Source organism: Enterococcus sp. AAFC-DPL-5182 (assembly GCF_058216605.1).
This window is the reverse complement of record NZ_CM177101.1, coordinates 3,558,185-3,580,378: the sequence shown is the minus strand read 5'-3', so window position 1 is coordinate 3,580,378 and position 22,194 is coordinate 3,558,185. Positions and strand designations below refer to the sequence as shown.

17 protein-coding genes are annotated in these 22,194 nt (G+C 37.0%); 16 read left to right on the top strand and 1 reads right to left on the bottom strand.

The window, feature by feature from the left end:
• The 11 genes from mutS (at window position 1) to AC4BB7_RS16775 (ending at window position 14,533) form a co-directional block, all read left to right on the top strand.
• On the top strand, window positions 1–2,568 hold the full coding sequence (mutS, locus tag AC4BB7_RS16825; protein WP_490483824.1) for a DNA mismatch repair protein MutS: 2,568 nt from the start codon (window positions 1–3) through the stop codon (window positions 2,566–2,568).
• 35 nt (window positions 2,569–2,603) lie between these two features.
• Entirely contained in the window at window positions 2,604–4,697 is a 2,094-nt protein-coding gene (gene mutL / locus AC4BB7_RS16820) for a DNA mismatch repair endonuclease MutL (RefSeq protein WP_490483823.1), read from the top strand.
• A gap of 27 nt (window positions 4,698–4,724) precedes the next feature.
• The gene (locus tag AC4BB7_RS16815) at window positions 4,725–5,282 is read left to right on the top strand and encodes a Maf family protein (RefSeq protein WP_086314578.1); all 558 of its coding nucleotides are present in this window, start codon (window positions 4,725–4,727) and stop codon (window positions 5,280–5,282) included.
• Between the two features lie 28 nt (window positions 5,283–5,310).
• Window positions 5,311–5,805: an acyl-CoA thioesterase gene (locus AC4BB7_RS16810; protein ID WP_025871723.1), complete on the top strand. Its 495-nt coding sequence runs from the start codon at window positions 5,311–5,313 to the stop codon at window positions 5,803–5,805.
• 98 nt (window positions 5,806–5,903) lie between these two features.
• Window positions 5,904–6,341 carry a peptide-methionine (R)-S-oxide reductase MsrB gene (gene msrB / locus AC4BB7_RS16805; protein ID WP_490483822.1) on the top strand — a complete coding sequence of 146 codons (438 nt, stop codon included), beginning with the start codon at window positions 5,904–5,906 and terminating at the stop codon, window positions 6,339–6,341.
• 186 nt (window positions 6,342–6,527) lie between these two features.
• A complete protein-coding gene (locus AC4BB7_RS16800) occupies window positions 6,528–8,201 on the top strand; it encodes a peptide ABC transporter substrate-binding protein (RefSeq protein WP_490483821.1) in 1,674 nt (557 codons plus the stop codon).
• Window positions 8,202–8,373: 172 nt separating this feature from the next.
• Window positions 8,374–8,985: a Holliday junction branch migration protein RuvA gene (gene ruvA / locus AC4BB7_RS16795; RefSeq protein ID WP_086314575.1), complete on the top strand. Its 612-nt coding sequence runs from the start codon at window positions 8,374–8,376 to the stop codon at window positions 8,983–8,985.
• Window positions 8,986–8,997: 12 nt separating this feature from the next.
• The gene (gene ruvB, locus AC4BB7_RS16790) at window positions 8,998–10,008 is read left to right on the top strand and encodes a Holliday junction branch migration DNA helicase RuvB (RefSeq protein WP_086314574.1); all 1,011 of its coding nucleotides are present in this window, start codon (window positions 8,998–9,000) and stop codon (window positions 10,006–10,008) included.
• A 295-nt stretch (window positions 10,009–10,303) separates the two neighbouring features.
• On the top strand, window positions 10,304–10,879 hold the full coding sequence (locus tag AC4BB7_RS16785) for a TetR/AcrR family transcriptional regulator (protein ID WP_490483820.1): 576 nt from the start codon (window positions 10,304–10,306) through the stop codon (window positions 10,877–10,879).
• 108 nt (window positions 10,880–10,987) lie between these two features.
• Entirely contained in the window at window positions 10,988–12,682 is a 1,695-nt protein-coding gene (locus AC4BB7_RS16780) for an oleate hydratase (protein WP_086314560.1), read from the top strand.
• Between the two features lie 327 nt (window positions 12,683–13,009).
• Window positions 13,010–14,533, top strand: coding sequence for a helix-turn-helix domain-containing protein (locus AC4BB7_RS16775; protein WP_490483819.1), 1,524 nt, complete (start codon window positions 13,010–13,012; stop codon window positions 14,531–14,533).
• Between the two features lie 2 nt (window positions 14,534–14,535).
• On the opposite strand, the gene AC4BB7_RS16770 is transcribed toward AC4BB7_RS16775, so the two are convergent.
• Window positions 14,536–16,035, bottom strand: a complete 1,500-nt coding sequence (locus AC4BB7_RS16770) for a helix-turn-helix domain-containing protein (RefSeq protein WP_490483818.1) — start codon at window positions 16,033–16,035, stop codon at window positions 14,536–14,538.
• A 258-nt stretch (window positions 16,036–16,293) separates the two neighbouring features.
• Between AC4BB7_RS16770 and AC4BB7_RS16765 the strand changes: the two genes are divergently transcribed.
• The 5 genes from AC4BB7_RS16765 (at window position 16,294) to AC4BB7_RS16745 (ending at window position 22,187) form a co-directional block, all read left to right on the top strand.
• Window positions 16,294–17,013, top strand: coding sequence for a winged helix-turn-helix domain-containing protein (locus AC4BB7_RS16765; RefSeq protein WP_490483817.1), 720 nt, complete (start codon window positions 16,294–16,296; stop codon window positions 17,011–17,013).
• 247 nt (window positions 17,014–17,260) lie between these two features.
• Entirely contained in the window at window positions 17,261–20,179 is a 2,919-nt protein-coding gene (locus AC4BB7_RS16760) for a MucBP domain-containing protein (protein WP_490483816.1), read from the top strand.
• 14 nt (window positions 20,180–20,193) lie between these two features.
• Window positions 20,194–20,589 carry an EF2685/EF0750 family sortase-dependent surface protein gene (locus tag AC4BB7_RS16755; RefSeq protein ID WP_490483815.1) on the top strand — a complete coding sequence of 132 codons (396 nt, stop codon included), beginning with the start codon at window positions 20,194–20,196 and terminating at the stop codon, window positions 20,587–20,589.
• Window positions 20,570–21,370, top strand: coding sequence for a WxL domain-containing protein (locus AC4BB7_RS16750; protein ID WP_490483814.1), 801 nt, complete (start codon window positions 20,570–20,572; stop codon window positions 21,368–21,370). Before AC4BB7_RS16755 ends, AC4BB7_RS16750 begins: the two co-directional genes overlap by 20 nt.
• Before the next feature lie 31 nt (window positions 21,371–21,401).
• Window positions 21,402–22,187: a WxL domain-containing protein gene (locus AC4BB7_RS16745; protein ID WP_086314554.1), complete on the top strand. Its 786-nt coding sequence runs from the start codon at window positions 21,402–21,404 to the stop codon at window positions 22,185–22,187.
• Window positions 22,188–22,194: the final 7 nt, after the last annotated feature.

The window sequence follows — 22,194 nt, the reverse complement described above, 5'->3', positions numbered from 1 at the left end:
ATGCCTCAAAAAACGAAAAACACACCCATGATGGAACAATACTTAGCAATCAAAGACCAATACCAAGATGCGTTTCTATTTTACCGATTAGGTGACTTTTATGAAATGTTTTATGAAGATGCGATCAATGCGTCGCAGGTATTGGAATTAACCTTAACTAGCCGCAATCGTAATGCTGATGATCCGATTCCAATGTGCGGCATTCCCCATCACGCAGCTCAAGGATATATTGATACCTTGATCGAAAAAGGCTATAAAGTAGCGATTTGTGAACAAGTAGAAGATCCTAAAACAACAAAAGGAATGGTCAAACGAGAAGTTGTTCAGTTGATCACACCTGGAACCGTTATGACCAGCAAAGGCTTAGATGCAAAAGACAACAACTACCTAACCGCGATCGTTGAGGAAAATGGTACGTTTGGTTTAGCGTATGTTGATTTAAGTACGGGAGAATTAAAGACGGCTGTTTTGAGCGATGAAGATGGTGTCATCAATGAAGCATCAGCTTTACAAACCAAAGAAGTCGTATTAGGAAGTCCCTTGTCGGAAACTCTAAAACAAACATTGAAAGATCGTTTGAATATTATATTTTCTGAACAAGATCAAGCAGAAGAAAATGCTGAATTTAGCTTCTTGACGAGTGAACTGACACACCCCCTAGAAGTGGAAGTCACAGGCAAGTTACTGACATATTTAACGGTGACTCAAAAACGAGGATTATCTCATATTCAAAAAGCTGTAGAATATCAGCCAGATCACTTCTTGAAAATGGATCATTATTCTAAATTCAACTTAGAATTGAGCCAATCGATCCGAACAGGTTTGAAAAAAGGGACGTTATTATGGCTGCTAGATGAAACAAAAACCGCAATGGGCGGCCGTTTACTAAAACAATGGCTCGATCGTCCCTTGATCCAAGAAAAACAAATCCAAATGCGTCAAGAAATGGTGCAATCGTTACTAAATGCCTATTTTGAACGTGTGGATTTACAATCGACTTTAACAAAAGTCTACGATTTAGAACGGTTAGCTGGTCGTGTCGCCTTTGGGAATGTGAATGGGCGCGATTTGATCCAACTGAAAACATCGTTAGAGCAAGTCCCATTGGTTCGTGAACTGATCGTTGGAATCAATCAAGGTGAGTGGAATGATCTGCTATTAGATTTAAACCCAGCTGAAGATATCGTGGAACTAATCAATACGGCCATCAACGAAGAAGCGCCGCTTGCGATCACAGAAGGAAATATCATCAAAGATAATTACAATGAAAAACTAGATGAATACCGCGATGCTATGCGCCATGGAAAACAATGGTTAGCAGAGTTAGAAGCAAAAGAACGTCAAGAAACAGGAATCAAAACGCTAAAAGTAGGCTTTAATCGAGTATTCGGTTACTATATCGAAGTCACAAAATCAAATTTAGCCAATCTAGAAGAAGGCAAATACGAACGCAAACAAACGCTAGCAAATGCGGAACGTTTTATCACCCCTGAACTAAAAGAAATGGAAACCTTGATTTTAGAAGCAGAAGAAAAATCAGTGGATCTAGAATATCAATTATTCCTAGAAGTCCGAGAACAAGTCAAAGCCAATATCGAACGTCTGCAAAAACTAGCAAAAACAATCAGCGCAGTCGATGTTTTACAAGCTTTTGCCACAGTCAGCGAACGATACCAATATGTTCGACCTACCTTGAAAAGCAATAGCAAAGAGTTGCACATCGTGGAAGGGCGTCACCCTGTTGTAGAAAAAGTCTTAGGGCATCAAGAATATATTCCAAACAGTGTTCATATGAGTAAAGAGAACATCATTCTATTAATCACAGGACCAAACATGTCCGGTAAAAGTACCTACATGCGTCAATTAGCACTAACGGTCGTGATGGCTCAAATCGGTTGTTTCGTGCCAGCTGAATCTGCTGATCTACCAATTTTTGACCAAATTTTCACTAGAATTGGGGCATCGGATGATTTGATTGCGGGGCAAAGCACGTTTATGGTAGAAATGATGGAAGCCAATCAAGCCTTACGTCATGCCACACCAAACAGTTTGATTTTATTCGATGAGCTTGGTCGAGGAACAGCAACCTATGATGGCATGGCATTAGCACAAGCAATCATTGAGTATATCCATCGAGAAGTCAAAGCCAAAACATTATTCTCTACCCATTATCATGAATTAACGGTCTTAGACGAAAGCTTGACTGGCTTGAAAAATGTTCATGTCGGGGCAGTGGAAAAAAATGGCGAAGTTGTCTTCTTGCATAAAATGATGGATGGACCTGCTGACAAAAGTTACGGGATTCACGTAGCGAAAATTGCTGGCCTACCTAGTGCGTTATTAGAACGTGCGGCTACGATTCTTACTGCTTTAGAATCAGACGAGCAACCGCTTAAAACAGTTGAATACAAAGACGAGATCAAAGAAGATACTGAACAATTATCTCTATTCAAAGAAGTATCCACAGATGAATTAGGTGTGATCGATACCTTGAAGAAAATCAATTTATTAGAAATGACACCAATGGATGCTTTAAATAAATTGCATGAACTGCAAAAAAGAATCTAAATCCAAAAAAACTGAGCAATGAAAGGATCGTATAGATGGGAAAAATACAAGAATTATCAGAACAACTTGCCAATCAGATCGCTGCTGGTGAAGTAGTAGAACGTCCTGCATCAGTTGTCAAAGAACTTGTAGAAAATGCGATCGATGCTGGAAGTACACAAATCGATATTTTTATTGAAGAAGCAGGACTTAAAACGATTCAAGTCATCGATAATGGTGAAGGCATCGCAAAAGAAGACATTCTAAGTGCATTTAAGCGTCATGCCACAAGTAAAATCCATACAAGAGACGATTTATTCCGCATTCGTAGTTTAGGGTTTCGTGGAGAAGCCCTGCCCAGTATCGCCTCTGTTTCAGAAATCATCGTAGAAACAGCTGTTTCCGAAGAAGAGGAAGGCAGTTATGTTCAAATGAAAGGCGGCAAGGTCGAAGAACACCGTCCGGCTGCTTTAAGAAAAGGAACAAAAATCACTGTTTCAAATTTATTTTTTAATACACCAGCTCGTTTAAAATATGTCAAAACGATCCAAACTGAACTTGCTAATGTAGGGGATATCGTCAATCGCTTGGCATTAAGCCATCCTAAGATTGCTTTTCGTTTAGTTCATGATGGGAATAAAATGATGAATACAGCTGGCAATGGCGATTTGAAACAAACGATTGCCGGAATTTATGGGATTGGCACTGCAAAAAAAATGTTGAAAATCGAAGCAGAAGATTTAGACTTTAAATTGACAGGCTATGTCTCATTACCCGAAGTGACTAGAGCAAGTCGAAACTATTTATCAACGATCATAAATGGCCGTTATATCAAGAATTTCGCGCTGAATAAAGCAATCGTTGACGGTTACGGCTCAAAATTAATGGTAGGACGTTTTCCACTGGCTGTATTAGAAATTGAAATGGACCCATTGCTAGTGGATGTCAATGTGCATCCCACAAAACAAGAAGTTCGTTTGAGTAAAGAAAAAGAATTGATGCTCTTGATCAGTGAAGCCATTCGTGAAGTGTTGAGTCATCAACAACTTATCCCCAATGCTGCAGACAACCTTCAGTTTAAAAAGAAAGTCGAACAGCAACCTAAAGTGGAACAAATGGAGATTCCATTAACAGAGCAAGCAGAAACGAGCCAACCAATTCGAAAACCAGGCAGTTTAGGCTATGATCCAACTAGCGGCAATTTCTTTGTCAAAGAATCATCGCCAACATTTCAAGCGCAAAAGCCTACTAGTAATTGGGTAAAAGAAACGAAACCTCAAACCAAAGAAGAGCTTGAAAAAGAAGCATTGATGGCCTACGCCTTCAGTTCACCAACGGATGTTGAGGAAGAGACTCATTCAGCAAACAGTCATTTGGACGAACCTGCAGAACCATTAAAAGCAGAAGAAATCCCTCAAGTGGAAGAGAAGCCAACGATTGATGAGAAAGTGTATCAAGAAGAATTAAGCCATCATCCAGAAGTTGATTTTTCAGCACAAGGTGCTCAAAATGACTTAAATAAAATGTTGAACAAACTAGCAGATGAAAGACCCAAAGAACGTTTTCCTGAATTAGAGTATTTTGGTCAAATGCATGGCACGTATCTATTTGCTCAAAGTAAAGATGGTTTATATATCATCGACCAACATGCTGCTCAAGAACGAGTCAAGTATGAGTATTTTAGAGAAAAAATCGGCGAAGTGACGAATGATTTACAAGAATTATTAGTACCGATCGTGATCGATTATCCAAATAGTGATGCATTGAAAATCAAAGAACAAAAAGAAACTCTGGCAGAAGTCGGAATTCATTTAGAAGACTTCGGTCAAAATAGTTTTATTATTCGGGCGCATCCAACGTGGTATCCTGCTGGTGAAGAAGAGACGATCATTCGAGAAATGATCGATATGTTTTTGACTACAGGTTCAGTCAGTGTGAAAAAATTCCGTGAAGCAACAGCGATCATGATGAGTTGTAAACGCTCGATCAAAGCCAATCATTATTTAAATGAACAACAAGCTCGGGTTTTATTGAAGGATCTTGAGACCTGTGAAAATCCTTTTAATTGCCCGCACGGCCGACCTGTTTTGATTCATTTTACCAATTCAGATATGGAAAAAATGTTTAAGCGTATACAAGATCCACATTAAAAATTATGGGAAGAAGGTTTTATCCTAATGGCAGTTATTCTTGCCTCACAATCTCCTCGCAGATGTGAGTTGCTGAGTCGAATTATTTCTGATTTTGAAGTGGTGCCAGCAGACATCAACGAAGAAGTCAAAGACTATTTCACTCCAATGGATTATGTGTTAACGATGGCAGCACAAAAAGCGATGCATATCGCCAAGCAATACCCCAATGATTTAGTGATCGGTTCCGATACCATCGTGACGATCGATAATGAAATATTGGGTAAACCAACTTCCAGAGACGATGCTTTTCGTATGTTAAGACAATTAAGTGGTAGAACGCATAAAGTATATACCAGTGTGGTCTTGATGAAAGACGATCAAGAATCTTCAGCGACGGTTCCAGCAACAGTCGAATTTTATGATTTGACAGATGACGAAATCAATCGTTATTTAGATACAAAAGAATACCAAGATAAAGCTGGAGCCTATGGAATTCAGGAACAAGGGGCTTTACTAGTAAAAAGTATTCAAGGCGATTACTATTCGATCATGGGGCTGCCAATTGCGACACTCTATAGAATGTTGCCAGCTTTTGACGAGTAATCGTACGATGAAAGAAGGAAATACATCCATGAAATGTTCTCAAACTAGAGCAATCCAAACACATATGATCACATATCCTCACTTGAATTTTCATAAAACTTTATTTGGCGGTCAATTAATGGCTTGGCTAGATGAAACAGCTGGACTTTCGGCTGTCCGAGTATCTAGAGCGGCAATTGTCACAGCTTCTGTCGATCATTTAGATTTTTTGGCACCTTTAAAAGCAGACCATTCTGTTTGTATCGACGCTTATGTATCAGGCGTTGGTACACGTTCAATGGAGATTTTTGCAAAAGTCATCGGTGAAGATTTATTTTCAGGAGAGCGTTATTTGGCTGGTACCTGTTTTATGACGTTTGTAGTGCCTAAAGGAGCTACTTTACCAGAAACGATCGAGCCTGAGACAAAAGAAGAACGATTTATTTGTCAGGGCTATGAAGCGCGAAAACAATTCAGACAAGCCAAACGACAAGAAAGTATCGATCTTGCTAAAAATGTCGATTTAGATATTCCGTGGAACTAATAATAGACGTAAACACTCACTTTCTAAACAGAAGCTGAGTGTTTTTTTATCAATGATGCTATGATAAGAGTAACTAAAATGTAAGGGTGTGATTTGTCATGGAAAAACCATCAAAAGAAGAGTTGAAGGAAAAGCTATCCGATATTGAATATGCCGTAACACAGGAAAATGCGACTGAACGACCTTTTACTGGTAAATATGACGATTTTTACCAAGAGGGAATTTATGTTGATGTGGTGAGTGGCGAACCACTTTTTAGCTCGAAAGATAAATATGATGCAGGCTGTGGCTGGCCAGCATTTACTAAACCCATTGAAAAACAAGGTGTTAAAGAAAATTCAGATTTTTCTTTAGGTATGCGTCGTGTGGAGGTTCGTAGTAAAGAAGCGGATTCCCACTTAGGTCATGTTTTTACAGATGGACCACAAGAGCAGGGCGGCTTACGTTATTGCATCAATGCAGCAGCGTTGCGGTTTGTTCCAGTACAAGAATTAGAAAAAGAAGGTTATGGAGAATATAAGTCTTTGTTTGAATAGAAATTTTTGCTTATCTGAGTAGCAACATCTACTCAGATAAGCTTTTTTTTACTATTTTAAAGGGGAAAAACTGGTTACGTTTTTATTACATAAAATAGTTGCTATTTGTCTGTATTTTTAGTAATATAAGAATATTCAGAAAATTAAAATTTGAAAAGAAAATTATTGATTATTGAGGAGAATAGAATGAAAAAGACGAAGAAGACGAAATTAATAAGTGTTATGATGCTCTCGACATTAGTTTTAGCAGCCTGTGGTGGCGGCGGTAAGACTGGTTCTACAGATAGTAGTAATGAAGGTAAAAAAGCAAGTGGGGAACAGCTTTTTAAACTAGTCGTACAACAAGAAATACCTACGGCGGATCTATCATTAGGAACAAATACCATCAGTTTTTCAGCATTTAATAATATTTATGAAGGATTATACCGTTTAGACGAAAAAAGTAAGCCACATGCAGCAGGAGCCGCAGAAATGGCGAAGAAAAGTGAAGATGGTTTGACGTATACTTTCAAATTAAGAGAAGACGCCAAGTGGTCTAATGGTGATCCTGTAGTTGCTGCGGATTATGTCTATGGATGGCAACGAACAGCCGATCCTAAAACAGCTGCTGAATATGCTTATATGTTTGAATTAGTAAAAAATGGAGCGGACGTTTCTGCTGGGAAAAAAGGTCTTGATGAATTAGGAATCAAAGCAATCGGTGATTATGAACTAGAAGTAACATTAGAGCAAGAAACACCATACTTTGATTACTTATTAGCGTTTCCATCATTTTTCCCGCAAAATAAAAAAATAGTCGATGAAAAAGGCAAAGACTACGCTTCAAACAGTGAGTCTTCTGTCTACAATGGTCCATTCACATTGACTGATTTCGATGGTGCAGGAACAGATACTGAATGGTCTTACACAAAGAACGATCAATACTGGGACAAAGATACTGTTCAATTAGATAAGATAGAGGTAAAAGTAGTTAAAGAAGCACCAACATCATTGAACCTTTTCCAAGACGGACAAGCTGATGACGTGATCTTGAGCGGAGAGTTAGCGAAACAAATGGCAGATGATCCAGAACTTGTGATCGAAAAAGATGCGCGTACTTCTTATCTTGAGTTCAACCAACGAGATGAGAAATCACCCTATCACAATGCAAATTTAAGAAAAGCTATTTCTTATTCTATTGATCGTGACGCGGTTGTTGAACGTATCTTAGGAGACGGATCAGTAGCTTCCACAGGACTTGTTCCAGAAGGCATGTCTTATTCACCAAAAGACAACAAGGACTTTGCAGATGAGAATAAAGACTTATTGAAATATGACAAAGAAAAAGCCAAAAAATATTGGGAAGCAGCAAAAAAAGAATTAGGGATCAGTACATTCAAATTCGACATTGTAGGAGATGATACAGATTCTACGAAAAAAATCTTAGAATATATCCAAGGAGCAGTCAAAGAAACATTAGATGGCGTGGATGTAACAGTTACAAACGTACCGTTTACTGTTCGTCTAGACCGTGGTAAAAATGGTGACTTTGAAGTACTCATGGGTGGCTGGGGAGCTGACTATGCAGACCCAAGTAGTTTCACTGATTTATTCCTAACGGGTGGATCATATAATAGAGGGCGCTACTCAAACGAAAAATATGATGCATTGGTCAAAGCGTCAGGTAGCAAAAATGCTTCTGATCCAGAAAAACGCTGGACAGATATGGTAGATGCTGAAAAACTACTGATGGATGATATGGGTGTTGCACCTGTGTATCAAAAAGCAGAAGCACACATGCGTAGTAAAAAAGTCAAAGGTGTAGTGGCTCATGGAGCGGGCGCACGATATGACTATAAATGGACGTATATTTCTGAATAAGAAAATAAGCCAGTACGAATGGATTCATAATTCGTATTGGCTTTCTTTTTATCAAGCTACTGATTTTCCCAAATCTGTGCTAAAATAGAAACGTATGTGCGTATCAAGCATAAGAACGTTGGCGCAAAAGAATCTATCCGCTAACTTTAATGGAATCGAGAAAGGTGAAATTATGTACGAGTATATCATTGGTAAGGTTACATTTATCAGCCCTTATTATATTGTAGTAGAAACAAATGGCATCGGTTATCAGGTTTCTGTAGGCAATCCCTATCGTTATTCTGGCAAAACCGATCAGCAAATTAAAATTTATATCCACCAAGTCATTCGTGAGGATGCCCATCTATTATATGGGTTTGGTGATTTAGATGAAAAACAACTCTTTTTAAAACTAATCAGTGTGTCAGGAATCGGACCAAAAAGTGGGCTTGCGATCATGGCATCAGATGATCACGGTGGTTTGATCAATGCAATTGAGAGTGAAGATGCTGCGTATCTAACAAAATTCCCGGGCGTAGGTAAAAAAACAGCACAGCAAATGATTCTAGACCTAAAAGGTAAACTTGGAGAACTGGAAACGTCAGAAGCGGCTGTTGAAGCAATGGCTAAAACACCAACTGCCCAATCAGTAAATCAATCACTAACAGAAGCGTTAGAAGCTTTGAGTGCGCTAGGCTACAGTGAAAAAGAAATCAAACGAATTACACCGAAATTAGAAGAATTAGGTAGCCAACCAACGGATGAATACTTGCGTAATGCACTGAAATTCATGATGAAACGCTAAGGAGGAATCGCTATGACAGAAGATGAAAGACTGCTTTCCGCTCAAACAAGCGAAGGGGAAGAATCACTGGAAAAGTCACTGCGCCCCCAATTTCTCGAACAGTATATCGGTCAAGATAAAGTCAAACAAGAGCTTACAATTTATATAGAAGCAGCTCGTAATCGAGAAGAAGCGCTAGATCATACGCTTTTATACGGACCGCCAGGACTTGGTAAGACAACCATGGCTATGGTGATTGCCAATGAAATGCATGTTAATATTCGAACGACTAGCGGACCTGCAATTGAACGAGCTGGTGATCTTGTTGCGATTTTAAATGAATTGGAACCAGGAGATGTTTTGTTTATTGATGAAATCCATCGTTTACCTCGTGTAGTGGAGGAAATGCTGTATTCCGCAATGGAGGATTTTTATGTAGATATCATGGTGGGACAAGGGACAACGGCTCATCCCGTTCATTTTCCGTTGCCGCCATTTACCTTGATCGGTGCCACAACTAGAGCAGGGATGCTATCGGCGCCACTAAGAGATCGCTTCGGGATCATTTCTCATATGGAATATTATGAAACACAAGACTTAAAAGAAATCGTATTGCGTTCTGCGGATATTTTCCAGACAGAAATCGTAGAAGAAGGTGCTTTTGAAATTGCTCGCCGCTCTCGTGGTACTCCTCGTATCGCCAATCGTTTATTAAAACGTGTCCGTGATTTCGCTCAAGTTCAGTCAAATGGCACGATTGATCGCAGTATTGCAGATCAGGCATTGACCTTACTGCAAGTCGATCATCAAGGACTGGATTATGTCGATCAAAAATTATTGAAAACAATGATCGAATTATACGGTGGAGGTCCAGTTGGTTTAAGCACCTTATCTGTGAATATTAGTGAAGAAACTGAGACGGTCGAGGATATGTATGAACCGTATTTGATCCAAAAAGGTTTTATTAAGCGAACGCCAAGAGGACGGATTGCAACAGCTTTAGCCTATGAACACTTTGGTTATGAATCTTATTATCAGGAATAAAGAAAATAGTAAAATATAAAGCGAGGATGAAGCAAGCTAGTAATAGTTTGTTCCATTCTCGCTTTTTTTCTAAATTTTGAAATATGATATATCTCAACGATATATTTATAATTGATTACCAAAGGAAACCCATCTTTATAAGCAGTGGAATTAGTTCTATCTGTTCCTTCAAAAATCACTTCATGAGTTCCATTTTTCCGTACTATTAACAATCCCTAAAAATCCCTCAAAACCTTATATTTCTTTCCATTTTTTTGGTATGATAAACCTATCTAAAAAAAGTGAGGAAAAAATCATGAGCGAATCACAAATAACCAAAAAAGCCATCTCGTCTGCATTGATCGAATTATGCGACAAAAAGCTATTCAGTAAAATCAGCGTGCAAGATATCACCAAAGAAGTCGGCTTAAACCGCCAAACATTCTATTATCACTTTACGGACAAACAAGATCTGTTACGTTGGATCTACACCCACGATGCATTGATCTATCTAGACTCATCAGACGTTAGCATCGACAATTGGGAAGAGCAAGCCTTAAAAATGTTAAAAGCGATCCAATCCAAAAGTGATTTCTACTATAATACTGTTAGTTCAGATTCAGATATCCTAAGAAAATGCTTTTCGGCAATCACAAATAAACTCTTCATTAATTTATTCGATCAAATGGATAAAGAAAATCAACTACTTCCAGAAGACAAACTATTTTACGCGCGATTTTTTTCGTATGGCTGTAGTGGTGTCTTGATCGATTGGATTTTAGGCAGTTATAAAGAATCACCATTAGAAATCGCCACACAGTTATTCCGTTTAGCCAAAGATACAGAATTTTTCTCTTATCGTCTGTATGCGCAAGAAAACGAACTATTATGACAAATTGTCCATTCTGTCTAAAAAGAAGACGGAATGGAAAGGCTATCACAAGACATTTACATGGAATCATTGTACGCTAGGTTCATAAATTGAATCGGGGGGATTTTCATGAAAAAAAGACATATTGGATTAGCCGCAGCAGGTGCATTAGGTGCAGCTTTCCTTGCTAAAAAAGTATCCGCTGAAAAGAAAGTAGAAAAAGTTGCTGAGATAGAAGAAGAGATCAACAGCCGTTATTATGGAGACAAACAGGTTTATCTAATTGGCGGCGGAATCGCTACAATGGCAGCAGCGGCTTACTTGATTCGTGATGCAAACTTTAATGGGAAAAATATCCACGTGATCGAAGGCATGAAAATTCTGGGCGGAAGCAATGACGGAATCGGTACCAACGAAAAAGGGTTCGTTGCTCGCGGGGGTCGAATGTTAAATGAAGAAACGTATGAAAACTTCTGGGAATTATTTAGTAGCATCCCTTCACTTGAATGGGCAAATCACAGTGTAACAGAAGAAATTTTGAACTTTGATCACTTACATCCAACACATGCTCAAGCACGCTTAGTGACAAAGGACCAAGAAATCCTTGACGCACATACAATGGGATTTGACAATGAAGATCGTTTAGCGATGACAAAATTATTAGCTGCTTCAGAAGAAAGTTTAGATGGCGTAACGATCGAAGAGTGGTTTGGTCCACATTTCTTTGAAACCAACTTCTGGTACATGTGGCAAACAACTTTCGCTTTCCAAAAATGGAGCAGTGCCTTTGAATTACGTCGTTATATGAATCGAATGATTTTAGAATTTTCTCGTATCGATACATTAGAAGGCGTAACGCGTACACCTTTGAATCAATATGATAGTGTAATTTTACCGTTAAAAGCCTTTTTAGAAAAACACGGTGTTGATTTTACTCTGAATGAAGATGTGGTTGATTTAGAATTTAAACCAGGTGCAGAAATCACTGTTACAGCATTGAAGCTGGGGAATGGTGAAACTATTGAACTGAATGAAGAAGACGTCGTGATCATGACCAATGGAACCATGACTGATAGTTCGACAGAAGGGGATTGGAGTACTCCAGCGCCAGAGGTTACAGAAGAATCACGCTCTGCTCGTCTATGGCGCAATATCGCCAAGAAAAAAGCAGGATTAGGGAATCCGGAACCATTCTTCGGTAATGAAGCACAAACTAACTGGGAAAGTTTTACGGTTACTTGCCGCGGTGATAAGTTATTAAAACGAATCGAAGAATTTTCTGGCAATATTCCAGGATCAGGTGCATTAATGACGTTGAAGGATTCAAGTTGGTTGATGAGTACCGTTGTCGCAGCACAACCTCATTTTAAAAATCAAGATCCTGATACAACGATTTTCTGGGGATACGGGATTTATACAGACAAAGTCGGCGATTATGTGAAAAAACCAATGCGTGATTGTACAGGAGAAGAAATTTTATATGAGTGGATTTGTCAAATGGGTTGGCAAAGTGATTGGGAGGAAATTCACAAAGATGTGGTAAATGTGATTCCTGCCTATATGCCATATATTGATGCGCAGTTCCAACCACGCAAAATGGACGATCGTCCCCAAGTCGTTCCAGAAAATAGCACGAACTTTGCGATGGTCAGTCAATTTGTTGAAATACCAAAAGATATGGTCTTTACAGAAGAATATTCAGTGCGTGCAGCTCGAATTGCAGTGTATACGTTGTTTGATATTGATAAGGAAATCATTGCTGTGACGCCGTATAATCGCGATCCTAAAGTGTTAGCTAAAGCTGCACAAACAATGTTTAGATAGAAAAAATCACAATTTTATAAAAAAGAAGGACAACAAAAAATAGTTGTTCTTCTTTTTTTTAGTGTATTTAGGACTATTACGTTCAAATGATATTCAAATTATAAAGATATAATTTCGTGTTTTTACTTTTTTTTGATACTTTTTATTCTGAAAAAAAATAATAAAAAATATGTGAAATATTGCATAATGATGATGTTCACAAGTTATTTCTTTTTTTACTGGAAAAAGAGGATAAAAAGAAACGGGAAAAGAAAAAAAAAGTATATTATTTGTAAAAAGAGATGTTTGGGGAAGCGAAACAAAAACAAAAAAGATTTGGGGATACTAATGAGAGCTTTTTTAGATGAAACATATGATAGACAATTGAAAATTCTAAGTTATATAGATAACAAAAAAAAGATAGTCAGTGTGAAGCAAATATCTGAAAACACAAATCTTTCTGAAAAGACTGTTTTGCAAGTGATCAGAAGATTTGAGCAAGAATTTTCTTTTTCTGACAATCAATTTCAAATTATTTATGCAAACAAGACAATTAAAGGGATATATGCAGAAAATTTAGATTTAATGAGCATAGCATCCGAGTGTATAAAAAAATCAGTACTATATAAAATAATTCGTACTATATTTTTATATGAAAAAGTAGACGCAAAAAAATTCTGTGACTTAGAGTACATAAGTCCGCCTACATTTTCTCGTTATCGTCAAAGACTAGCCGCGATTTTAGAAAAGTTTGATTTACAATTGACACGTGATAATCAGATTCAAGGGAATGAATTAAAAGTCAGAAACTTTTTTTATCTATTTTTTTGTTACTCATCAAGTAAATGGGAGTTTAGTGAACAAGAATATCGTGAAATAGAAACAACGATCTATAAGTATGTTGAAAATTGGCAGACGCTTAATCAAGTTCGTCAACGAAAAATTTGTTTGCTTATTTATATTAGCAATATTCGTTCTTCGCAAAAATACTATTGCAAGAATGATGTTTTGACAAAGCTAACGAAGCAAGGGTTATTTGAATATAAAAATGTATTGGTCGATTACTTCAATTCAAAAAAAAATAGAACTATAGATCAAGTGTGGCATGAGGTAAGTTTTGTTGAATTATTGATGTACAAGGAGGACTTAAGTTTACGAGAAATCGATTATGATCGCTACGAATTATTTTATAATGATCATAATTTCCCCTTTATACAACAAAGTAATCTATTGACTGAAATAATTATTCAAACTTTTTTTTCAGGAGCCTCAAGAGAAAATAAAGAACTTTTTTTACAAATCAGACAGGAAATAGACAAAATGCATCTAGTTTTTAATACTTGCTATGCTGATTTGAGTATCTTTTATTACGTATATGATACTAGTAATTTTTATTATCGTGATGAAGCAGAGAAGAAAATCATCGGACAAGTAGAAAGAATTGTGGAAGAGATAACGACTTCTACAATTTATCAACCCTGGTGGGAGGTACTTACTATCTCTAAAGAAGCGTTTGTTAATTCCTTGTATCTACTTATCTATGCATTGCTCAATAAGTTGCATGAATATAAATACGAACCTGTAAAAATAATGGTTCAAAACTCAAAGGTATTTATCGAAGAGATAATTGTCAATAAGTTAGCTTTGATTTTTGGTGATAGGATTCAATTAGTACCGACTTTTCGAGATTCTCCAGATCTTTTGGTTACGGATATTCAATTATTAGACACTCCAGAACAAACACGAGAAATATTTGTCACGTCCTTTTCGGATTATGCTGATATCAACAATGCAATCTTCGAAATTCAAAAGGAGATTATCCAAAATTATGGTCAACGAGAAATTACTCAGCAGCTAGTCAGTTTAAATTGACGCTACTTAAATGTAGAAGAATTATGGATACGATAATTGATAAATTTTGATAGTTCCGCCCAAGTTTGGGAATCAAAAGGATTATCAAAGAAAAAAAAGTCTTGATTGTTGATATCTCCTTCATAACAATCGGAGATAACAACATCTGCGTTAAGAATATCTGCCGTAAATTGAATGGTTTGAGTGCCGAATGTGGACAATAAGCTACTTTTAATCTGATCTGTTGTATAGAAATCTCTAGAGTATTGACAGAAAATAATCAGTGGCTCTACCTTTCGAGAGGTATCGATCACATAATAAAGGACATTAGTCATATATGTGATCAACCCTCTAGAGACTATTTTTTTTAAAAAAGAATCGGTTTTAAAAAAATTGGTGACGAAGGCATCCAGCTCTTTCTCCATCTTAGAGAATGTTTGTTTTCCTCCATCCAATGACGATAAATGTTTTTCATTTTCCACCAAAGGATCATAGTCAACTTGAATATAATGAACAAAAAGAAGAGCTACAAACACATGGTAGTAGAAAAAAAGATAAGATTCGTCTTTGATAACAAGGTCGTATTTTTTTTGCAAAAATTTTAATAAATTTGTGCAGCTATTCGTTAAGGGAAGATTTGAATCAATCAATAATTGTGCAGTCTGCTGTTTGGTTTCTTTTGTATCAATATTAGGAATAAAAAATCTAGCTAAGAAACTAAAGTACACTTGTTCAGCTCTGATTTCATCATGTGATAGGACAGTAGTGAAATCTAAAGTAAATATAGTAGGATTTTTTTCATTCAAAATAATTAAATAGGAGAGAAAGGCATCATCAATAGTGATTTTTTCTTGTAAGTACAAAATCCTCCAATAGGTAATATTTTGAAAATAGCGTAGTCTAGTTAATTGGGATGGTGCTAAAGTCGTCTTGATTGGAATGGGTAACTGTTTAAAATAATCAGGAGATCTGTGGAAAGGCCATATCGCTCCTTTTAAAATATTCCAATAAGCATAAAAGAGAAAAAAGCGAATGTCGGTTTCAGTTCCTTGAAGATTTTCTTTTCTGTTCAAATCGCCAAAGGCAATTTTGACTCTAAAATAAGCCAATCGTTTATTTAAAATTTTTAAAGTTCTATAGGCATATGAAGGACTCAAATTGATAGTTTGGGCCAGAGATTCCAACGATATATGATTTTTATCAGCGATAGCTGAAAAGATCAAGTACTCTGGCGAAATAGAGATATAGCTGAAACGTAAAGTATTAATAGCGTAGCTCACATTCAAAGAATCGGGTAATACGATGGAAAAGATAGTATTCTGTTGTTCTATTTTTATTGGTGTTTCGAGAAACAGATGGCTCAAATCTTCGTTAAGTTGTTGTATATAACGATAAGTGGTACTCTTGGAGTCTTTACTCTCCTGAATAATTTCTTGAATACCGATTCCTTTAGTACTAAACAAAATTTTTTTAAATAGTTCGAATTTTTTTTCTTCGTTTTTTTTAATAAACTTTCGTTTCATACACTCACCGCATTCCTTTTTAAAATGAAAAACCAACAAAAAATGTTGGTTTGTTTTATGAAAATATAACATATAACGTGAAAAAAATACAAAAAAGTGTTGTTATATCAAAAAAAATGACGATATTTCAAAAAAAACTAAAAAAAAAGGATTTTACGTAATTTAAAACGAGATTTAAAAGATATAATTTTAGTATAAATAAGATTTCGATTTAACTTAAGAGATGAACATTTATATCAATAGAAAGGATAGAAGATTATGTATAACATAGGAATTGTACACACACGAGAATCAAACGACGATACATACGCTAATCATTTAAGTAAAATAACATATCGATTATATTCGCTATCCAGAGAAGATGTATTGAATGAAGCTTCTAAGATGGATGCATTAATAATTGAAGACTCTTCATCTTCAGGGTTAAAGCATACATGTGAACTAATTTTAGAATTAAGAAGACGTTATGAAATGTTGATTTGGGTTGTTTCTAAAAATTTAACAAAAACAAGTAAAATTGTTTATTTGCAACTTGGTGCTGATGGGGTAGTTGATGCAGAGCACGAGCAAGAAGAATCCATTTTACAGTTTTCAAATATCTTAAATAGAATTAGTAGAGAAAAAGGAACAGTTTTTCCTAAGGAGCCTTATGAAAAAGGAACATGTAGTAGTGAGCTGGAACTAAACCCTACTAATTTGAGTGTGATTCTTGAAGGAAAAACTGAAATTGGTTTGACCAGACTGGAATTCCAAACAATTTCATTTTTGCTAGCGAATGTTGGAATTGCAGTTACATATGAAGAGATATACGAAAATGTCTGGAAAGATGACTTTAATAGTAATCGAGATGGAAATAAACAGTATCGAGTTAGCAATCTGGTTTTTCATTTACGCAAAAAAATAGAAGAGAATCCTAATCAGCCAAAATACATTAAAACGGTACGTTCTAAAGGGTATATGGTAAGTACTGTAATGTAAGGGAGAAAAACGATGTGTCATGGCGTTTGATTAGGATACATTCCGAATCAAAGACGGTGACAAATATAGCTTAATTTCTTTTTTTTATCATGCTTGGAAATCGACACGCCAAATTAGAAGCAAGTAAGACTTTCTTTATAAAATGAATCAGCTTCATTTTAAGAACCAACTGCTGTCGATAACTGGTACATTGCAAGATGAAAAATTGAAATAAATGTACACAACTATTGAAGAAAGGAGGATAAAGATGAAAAATAAAAAAGGCATGCTTTTATTTATGAGTATGAGCGTTTTAGTAGTGATGAGCCTTGTTCTTGGGTGGCATACTTCTAGTATTAAAGCACAGGAAACAAAAGGGGATCAAGTTGCTGAAATAACAGAACAGTCACAATATCCACCGTTATTTCAACCATACGCGTTAGAGAGTATGAGAGATTGGGAGGAAGTTTCTACTCCACGAACCGCTACGATTGACCTTAGTCCACCTAAGGGATATTTCAAGGAGGGTGTTTCGTTTGGAGGCTTACCGATCGACAAAGATACGAAAGAATTGGAAAAACTAAAATTAATGATACAGTATACTCTTCGATTCAGTGGCTTACAATACCTAAATGTGTTGAGATATGATGGAAGCTTCGTTGGTCTGACACACGATAAACGAGGAGTTACTGCGAGTTCTGCACCATTAATTTTTGTTCAAGGGGATAAAGTAATTGAGCCCTTAAATGAATTCGGACAAGGTGGAGGAGATAGTAAACCAGTCTCATTAGTATCTAATATAAAGCATTATCGTGCTGATGTAGTATTGAGACCAAACGACCCAATATCGCCTTCTTACAATCGATCAGTCAAAATTGAATATGAATTGAGAAATAATCCTGCAGTAGTGACAGAAAATACATTTGATTATCATGTGAAAGTAATGACTGAATTTGTTATTGCGCCAACAGGGAAAACAAGATATGCTACAAAAATTACCAATTTAAGTAATGTACCATTACAAAATTTTGTGTTGGGTGGACGATATGATGTGGATTTATTAAGTTCGAGCCCAACTATACCGCGCGGAGATAACATTATGCCTGTTAAGTTTCTAGGTTCTAATCTGGGTGTTAGTTACGATAGCTATGGTGTAGATGCTAAAGGAAATCCCGATGCATCAGAGTCACATGCATCAGCAAATTTTTATTTTGATACAAAAGATCGACCAGATAGCTGGAGCGTTAAACAGATGATGCCTAACGGCCAACCAAGGGATTTCTATAATCCAAAAATTACTGGCTTTTCAGATGCTTACAGTACAGGGCAAGAAGTGTTGAATGCCCCATCGGGAGATATAGCGTATTCAAAAGAACAAAATGAAACAGCAGATGTTTATGATACGGCGTTATACGTGAAAAATAAACCCGTTGATATAGACCAAGGAGAATCTACTGGCTATGTGATGTCATTTTCTGCTAAACCACAGGGTGAATCGTTGCCAATGTTGGATTTAGATGAAGAAAATGTTTTTTATGATGGCGTTTCTCATACCGTTACAGGTACAATTATGGACTTCGGCACAACAACCAAAGAAGATATTTATTATTCAATGACAGGTACAGCAGGAACATTTAAACTTGTTAAAACAATTAGTCCCTACGTTCCAGGGACGAATGTTGAATTTTCATTTGATATTCCTAAAAGTGACTTAGGTTCTAAAGGAAATAAGTCAGTTTATGTTTATACCAGAAATAGTAGTGGAAAAGTATCTAATACAGTAGAACAGAAATTGACTTACAACTCGCCGCCAGAAATTACAATAGCGGATAAGCAAGAGTGGTTTATGACGGGTTCAGATTATAATCTGGCTGGTAAGTGGAAAGATGCTGATGATACAGCTGTGGATATTAAATATTCACTTGATGATGGTGTGGTCAAAACGCTAAGTCGAGGAGTAGCCAACAGTCCAGTAAACACCTTACGTGATTTTACGGGAGTGATCCCAGCCTCTGTACTTGGTGATACTAGTCATGAATTATCGGTTTGGTTGACAGATGCTCGTGGAATGGATTCAGCTCCAGAAACTTGGACGATCGGTCCCCACACTGCACCAGATGTCTCAGCGAATCTGACGATTGGCAAAGCAGAGATTTTGGAAAGTGAAGCAGTAGAATTTACTTCAACTTTTCAAAATAAAGCCTTAGCACCATCAGTTTGGAATAATGTTCTTTATGAAACAACAGAAGCATTCCCTGCCAATGTTACAGTCGATAAAACATCCGTTAAATTAAACGGAACTACTATCGCAGCTAGCGATATTGAGTTCAGTGCAGATAGAAAGTTAAAGGTAAAACTTGGGAAAATAGCACCTAGTGCGGTGATGAACTTAACTTATAATGTTGTTTCCCAAATTGCTGAACCGCCTATTGATAAAAATATTGAAGTGAAACAAGCCTATAAAGTCAGTGGAACAACAGCTGATGGTACAACGGTAGAAGCGTCTTCTGGCGCGTTAAAAACGTTCATTATCAAACCAAGAATCGCTGATATCACGGTATTATATTTGGAACAAGATTCAGAGAGAGAGCTAACTGAAGAACCTTCTCTCACTGGGTTGATCGGTGAAGAAGTGACAATTTCAGCTAAAAAAATTGATGGCTACGTGCTGAGCAAAGTAGTTATTGATGAAGAAGAACAACCAGTAGTTTCTAGCGAAGTAACAGTGAAGTACGGTGAAAACTACCTAGTGGAGTTTTACTACACTGGTGTATTAGAGATCAAGTCGGCGCCTGTTGGCTTTGATTTTGGAACAGTCACTTCCAGTTATAAAAAAATCCGAGTAGATAGCGCCGAGATTACAGATGATCCGTTCGTTATAACTGATAATCGATTAGGTAATCAAGTTTGGACCTTAAAAGCCGCTCTGACGACACCACTATCAAATAAATCAGGAAAAATTTTGAATGAAGTGATCCGCTACAAAAATGGTAAGGATGAAATTATCTTACGTAATGATTTTTTACCAATAGTTTCTCGTAAAACAACGAATGCTGGAGATTATAGTATTAGTGATACTTGGAGTTCAACGGGTGATGGATTTAAGATGGAAGTTGCACCAGGAGCGGTTAATGAGTTAGGCAGTTATCATGCTGTCATTCAATTTCAACTAGGAATTACACCATAAATGGAGGGGAACTCATGAAAAAAAATAATCATGTATGGTACACGTTGCCCTTCATTCTCGCCTTCATTCTGTTTTTTGGTCTATTCCAAACAGTTGAGGCTACAGAAAATGGTGGAGCGGTTCAAACCAAAGGTCAGATCACTTTTCTTGAAAATGATTCTTCTTCAAGTGATAGCACAACAGACTCATCTTCTAGTAGCGAATCTGTTGCTTCAAGTTCAACAAACTCTAGTCAGTCGAACTTTCCAACTAAACCCAAAGGTAGATATCCATCTACTGGTGAGTTAGTAAAAAGAAGTTTATCTATAAGCGGCATATTATTGCTGCTGATTGCTTTCATTCTGTATTTGCTGAAACGTAACAATCAAGCAAAGCGGAGGAGGGGGGAGAATGAGAAAAATGAAAACTAAAAAGGTGATCATCGTCGTTCTCTCTTGCTTAGCTTTTACAGCAACTGCTCAGACAGCTTTAGCTGAAGGAGTGGGAGTCGGGGCTGAAATTCAATTTTCTGATCGTCCAGATGAAGGAAATGGCATTAAAGACCCTGAAAATCCAGACGTAATTGTAGATCCTAGCATTATCAATGGATCACAAGGCTCGTTGCGGATAGACTTTGTTCCAGAACTCAACTTTGGAGCAAGTAAAATTGCAGAAAAAAACATTGTTTTTCCAGCAAATGCACAGCAATTTAAGGGAGAAACAACAGCAAGAGGGCAATTTGTTCAAGTATCAGATTACCGATCGAACCCAACTGGCTGGACCTTGCAATTACGTCAAGAGGAGCAGTTTAAGAAGCTCGAAGAAAAAAAACATATTCTAAAAGGAGCAGTCCTGTCTTTTGATAATTCTTGGACAAACTCCAAAAAAGCTCAATCATTGTCGCCAAAAGTTTCAAAAGAAGTGATTCGATTGAATAACATTGGTGAAACATACAATTTGGCTGAAGCTGACTTGGGAAATGGCGGAGGAACCTGGAGCATCGTTTTTGGTGCTTCTGATGAGAATACTAGCGGACAAGCTGGTACTCTGAGCCCTAAGCTAGATGACCAAGGAAAATCAATTATTGATGAAACCGTAAATAAAAATGCATTCATCAATAATGCAGTACAATTAGCAGTTCCAGAAGCAACAGAGAAAAAGGCTGGAACTTATACAACGGTGTTAACTTGGATTATATCCGAGCTACCATAGATAAATCACAATATATTAGGAGGAAACACAAATGAAATTAACACACAAATTATGCGGAGCAGCTTTATTAGCAGCAGTAGGTATCGCAGTAGCAGTACCAAATTCAGTAAAAGCAGCACCAGGAGCAGCACCATCAGCAGGAATGGATATCCAATTTACTGCTAATACAGGCGACGGTACAACAAATACTCTTACTTCTGGTGACGGTAGTGGTGAAGGAACAATCACTAGTGGACTTGTAACAACAGACGCTGGAACTTTTGGTGTTAGAGCAATCACACCTCTAAACTTTGGATCAGATAATTCAGCAGCTTCAGGAACTGGACGTCATTTCTTTGCGAAAAACTTTGTTGCGAATGGTCAAGAAGGTTCTACAGATAAAATGATCTCACCTAACTATGTTGAATTTGTGGATGATCGTACTGAATTAGAGCACAAATATGAAATCACTGCACAAATCACAAGCGAATTAAAAACAACTGTTGGAGCATCTAATACAGAGAAAAAATTAGACGGCGCAACATTACAATTCTTAAATGGACGTGTTAAGTCTGAAACTGATCCAACAAATACGTTAACACCAACAGAAGCAGTTGCAACAACAGCAGTTGAGTTTGGTCAACCAACACAAATTTTAGGTCATGAAGACGCTACTAAAGGCCGTGGTAAATTCAAAATGTTATTTGGAACTTACGCAGCAGGCGATGCAACTGATTCAGAAAAATCTGTAAAACTAAATATCAAAGATGAAACTGAATTGTTCATAGACAATGGCTACCATGGTGAAATCACTTGGTCAATGAACGTTTTACCATAAGCTGTAA